Source organism: Gelidibacter sp. (assembly GCF_035515035.1).
In the GTDB taxonomy this organism is placed as follows: domain Bacteria; phylum Bacteroidota; class Bacteroidia; order Flavobacteriales; family Flavobacteriaceae; genus Gelidibacter.
The window spans coordinates 1-4,695 of the sequence record NZ_DATJCA010000057.1; the positions used below are offsets into that span (position 1 = coordinate 1).

Below are 4,695 nucleotides of genomic sequence, written 5' to 3' on the forward strand. Positions count from 1 at the left end.
TAACGCGGCTTTTTTTTGTTTAGGGATAAATGAATTTTAACCGCTAATGAACTTATATGCAGCTGGAAGAAAAAATAACCATCTGATATCATCGGGATACTTGACAGTTCAATTTTTCAAGAGTTTAACAAGAGTCTAAACTGATCTTTTGGGATCATTTTTATACAGGTTTGGCAAACTGATATTAAATTTCACCGCAATCAGCCTAACAGAAATTACCACCGCACCCGCAATCATAAAAACCACATTATCATCAATTGGTAGTTGTCTTAAAAGGAAATAGGTGATACCTCCTAAAATACAAGCGGTCGCATAAATTTCCTTTGTTCTAAAAATAACCGGGATTTCATTAGATAGAATGTCTCTGATGACACCACCAAAACAAGCCGTGATAGTTCCTAATGAGATACAAATAAAGGGATGCAACCCGGCGGTCAAACCTTTTTCAATTCCTACAACTGTATAAAGCCCAATACCAATCGAATCAAACAACAATAAGGACGTGCGCAAATAATTGATTTTCCGTTTGAAAGCTACGGTAAAAACAGTCGCAGCGAATATTACATATACATACGTCATGTTGGTCATCCAGGTTACTGGGGTCACCCCAATGAGAATATCCCTTAAGGTCCCACCACCTACCGCGGTTACAAAAGCAATAATGAGCACCCCAAAAGGATCCATTTTTTTATTCATCGCAACAGATACACCAGAAATGGCAAAAGCAATAGTTCCGAGAATGTCAAGGGTTTGTAGAAACATAGTTTTCTGAAAAATTATAGGCGGGCAAAGATAACAACACGTATTGGGCAATCTAAAACTTTAATGGAATAATATATCAATTTGGATGTTTTTGAAGGTTTTATGAAATGGAAACGTGAAATTCACTTTATAACTACATCGAAGAGATCCCGCCCAAAAGCGGGATAAGCGATTCGCACAAGTTTTGTAAAAGACAAAACTTGGCTCTCTGCTCACATACTCTGGGTATAGTAATTATAATCTTTTAAAATGGTGTCTATAAATTGAATATCATTACCATTGACAGCCTTTACCCCTATCACTTCCGTTATTTTATTCCGCAGTTTGATCAGGGTTTGATAATCATTGGCGGATTTTGCGGCAGTGAAAGTATCCTTAATAATCCGCGCATCGTTGTCTGAAAGCTTGATTACTGTTGGATATGTGGGTTTATAATCGTCCTCCAGGTGTTCCAAAATCGTGTGACTGATATCGACCTTGTCTTTTAATAAAATTACTGAGGTTCCGGCAGCCATATCGCCCAAACGTTGCGATCTTTTACTGAAAAGAATCACAAAAAAGCCCATTCCGAAAATATAGATATCCACAATCCTGAAAAACCAGCGCACCACATAGTCGGCAAGAGAGGCTTGATACCCATCAATCTTAACCACTTTAATTTTCATGATTTTCTTTCCAAACGTTTGCCCTTCCAAAAGAGCTTCCAAAACCAAAGTATAAAAAACAACCGGCAGAGAAAGTAAGGTGTTGATGCCAATTTGCGACCATTGGTCCATATCCTGAAAAACACCTAGGCTCATGTTCAATATGGTGATATAACCAATCTTCAGGATCATATCAATAATAAACGCCATCAACCGTTCGCCCACCCCCGACGCCGTAAAATTAATTTTCACATTTTGGGTGGTGTTAATTTGTAACTCTGACATTTTATATTTTATTTTAACGACTATATGAGAGAAGTTGCGTTTATCAAGCAAAATAAGGAAAAATGGCTAAGTTTTGAAACCGCCATCTTCAATAATGATTTTAAAAACCCTGATGAACTTGCGTCACAATATATCCAATTAATCAACGATTTATCCTACGCGCAAACTTACTACCCCAAAAGTAAATTAATTACCTACTTAAATCAATTAGCGGCCAAAGCTTTTCAAAAAATATATAAGACCAAACGCGAAGACAGCAATAGAATCGTTGCTTTTTGGAAAACTGAAGTGCCGTTGATAATGCATCAATATCGAAAATTTGTCTATATCACCTTCATCATTTTTACTATTTTCACGGCTATTGGTGCATTTTCAGCAGCGAATGACGGCGAGTTTGTCCGGTCTATTTTAGGTGACGAATACGTTAACATGACTCTAGAAAACATTGATGCCGGCAATCCGGTGGCCGTTTACAAAAGCGGCAGCAACTGGGGAAGTTTTATAGGCATTACCGTCAATAATTTACGCGTGGGGATCATTGCTTTCGTTTTAGGTATTTTTGGCGGCCTCGGCACTGTTTACATCTTATTTAAGAACTGTATCATGTTGGGCTCCTTTCAATATTTTTTTTACGAAAAGAATGTGTTCTGGGAAAGTGTCAGAGGTATTTGGATCCATGGTTCCATGGAGATTTTTGCCATTGTCATTGAAGCAGCAGCAGGCTTGATCTTAGGCGCAAGCATTTTATTCCCTGGGACGCATTCAAGATTTACCTCTTTTAAGGAAGGTGCCAAAACTGGGGTCAAAATAGTCATCAGCACCTTCCCATTTACTTTTTTCGCTGGATTCTTGGAAGGGTTCATCACAAGATATTCACAAGAAATGCCCAAATTAATCTCCGTTGGTATTATCTTGGTCACTTTAGGATGTATCAGTTATTATTATTTAATATATCCTTTCGTTGTCAAAAGAAAATTGGATGCGCAACTGACTCCCATAATTACTTAAATGAAACTTCAACTGACGCTCATAATTACGGTCTGTATGATTCTGCTCCATGGAAACACACCACTTTGGGGGGAAATTCCTGTACAACAACCTCAAAATGAGCGCCAATTCAAAGAAAATTTTAAGGATAATTATTCTGGTAGGAAGTATAATTATGAAGGAAAGGCAACTGTGCGTTCTAAGCCATCAAAATACGGAGACACGTCCAAATACTCTCAAAACAGACCGTACGTAAACGAAGATAATGACGCGGATAATTTCTCATTTGACTTCAGTCTCTTAAATTGGGGGTTTCTCATCATTCTGATCATAGCTCTGCCCTATCTGGCCTACACTTTGTTAAATGAAGGAAGCGGCAAACTGTTTTCGTTTAGAAAGACTGAAAAATTACAGTCGCATGGAGAAATCACTGCACAAAACATAGGGCAGGCCGACATTAAGGCACTCATCACCAACGCCGAAAAAACGAAGGATTACAGATTGGCCATTCGGTATTATTATTTATTGGTATTAAAGCACCTGAACCTCAAAAACTTTATCAACTATGAGGATGATAAAACCAATGCAGATTATATGAATGCTATTGCATCTCAAAACTTCAGTAAAGGTTTTGCCTATACCTCCTACATTTACGATTACACTTGGTATGGCGAGTTTTCAATAAATGAGGAACAATATCAATTGGCCAAAGATAGTTTTGTTCAACTTATTAAAGAGATCAATTCATGAACAAAACCTTAGTCATTATACTTCTAATCGCTGCAACCATTATTACCATTGCCGTCACGGTGGACTATAGTAGAAATCGGACTGTAGATTGGACGGAAAGCTATAATGAAAAGAGTAATAAACCCTATGGTGTAAGTGTGTTTTATAAGGAATTGCCTAAGCTTTTTGACGGTCAACACCTGAAAACCATTTACTACTCACCTTACAATTACTTTTATGCGAATTCAGAGGATGGTTATGGCGATCATATAGCAGAAGGGAATTATATTCTGATAGGCAATTCAGACTATTTGGAACTTGCAGATGTGGAAGAACTCCTGATTTTTGCCGGTCGTGGCAATACGCTTTTCATGTCAGACTACACCTTCCCCAAATCGCTGTTGGACACGTTAAATTTAACAATAAAGGGCATTAAAACCCAGGACAGTATTGTAGAGCTAAACTTCGTGCACCCTCAATTGAAGCCCAAAAACACACTAATCGATAAAAGCGATAGTGCGTCTTATTTTTCACGATTTGAAGCAGAGAACCATAAAACTTTGGGCTATCTCAATCATGATCTTAATTTGATCAATTTTCTGGAAATTCCTTTTGAAGATGGGAAAATATTTTTGCATTTGGAACCAAAGGTTTTTACCAATTACAACATTTTAAAGGACGATCGCTACCTGTATACTGAAGGTGTTCTGTCTTATCTACCCAACCAGAATATTTACTTTGACTCCTTCACCAAGTTTTTTGATTCCCATTATGGTGATGCCGAAGAAAAATCGAATTTGAGTTGGTTTTTGCAACAAACGTCCTTTAAATGGGCTTGGTATTTGGCTTTGCTCTTGACATTTTTGTTTATGGTTTTCAATGCCAAAAGAAGACAGCGCATCATTCCCATCATAAAACCGTTGGAAAACACCACAGTGGGATTTGTCAAAACGATCTCCAATCTTTATTTTGAAACTCAAGATCATAAAAATCTCATCGATAAGAAAATCACCTATTTTTTAGAGAAGATAAGATCCGATTATAATTTAGATACGACCATTTTAAACGAAGAATTCATCACCAAACTCTCCCAAAAATCTGGCAAGAATATAGAAACCGTAAAAAAAACCATTAATTTCATCAATTGGTTACGGACCAAAAATGAGTTTTTTGAAGATAACCTTTTAAAACTCAATAGACACATTGAAGAATTTTATTCATAAACCTATGGAAAATAAAGATCCTATTGAAGGACAAACACAAATAGAACACCTACCAACTCAAGAAG

5 protein-coding genes are annotated in these 4,695 nt (G+C 37.1%); 3 read left to right on the plus strand and 2 right to left on the minus strand.

The features are described from left to right. Nucleotides 1-135: 135 nt before the first annotated feature. Nucleotides 136-762, minus strand: coding sequence for a trimeric intracellular cation channel family protein (locus VLZ86_RS04920; protein WP_325449325.1), 627 nt, complete (start codon nucleotides 760-762; stop codon nucleotides 136-138). A 212-nt stretch (nucleotides 763-974) separates the two neighbouring features. Continuing rightward, nucleotides 975-1,691, minus strand: a complete 717-nt coding sequence (locus VLZ86_RS04925; RefSeq protein WP_325449327.1) for an RDD family protein — start codon at nucleotides 1,689-1,691, stop codon at nucleotides 975-977. A 24-nt stretch (nucleotides 1,692-1,715) separates the two neighbouring features. On the opposite strand from VLZ86_RS04925, the gene VLZ86_RS04930 reads away from it, so the two are divergent. From VLZ86_RS04930 to VLZ86_RS04940, 3 genes are read left to right on the plus strand one after another with little or no spacing between them, the layout of a single operon-like run. Further along, nucleotides 1,716-2,699, plus strand: coding sequence for a stage II sporulation protein M (locus VLZ86_RS04930; RefSeq protein ID WP_325449329.1), 984 nt, complete (start codon nucleotides 1,716-1,718; stop codon nucleotides 2,697-2,699). Further along, the gene (locus VLZ86_RS04935; RefSeq protein ID WP_325449331.1) at nucleotides 2,700-3,428 is read left to right on the plus strand and encodes a hypothetical protein; all 729 of its coding nucleotides are present in this window, start codon (nucleotides 2,700-2,702) and stop codon (nucleotides 3,426-3,428) included. Continuing rightward, entirely contained in the window at nucleotides 3,425-4,630 is a 1,206-nt protein-coding gene (locus tag VLZ86_RS04940) for a DUF4350 domain-containing protein (protein ID WP_325449333.1), read from the plus strand. Before VLZ86_RS04935 ends, VLZ86_RS04940 begins: the two co-directional genes overlap by 4 nt. The last annotated feature ends 65 nt before the right edge of the window (nucleotides 4,631-4,695 follow it).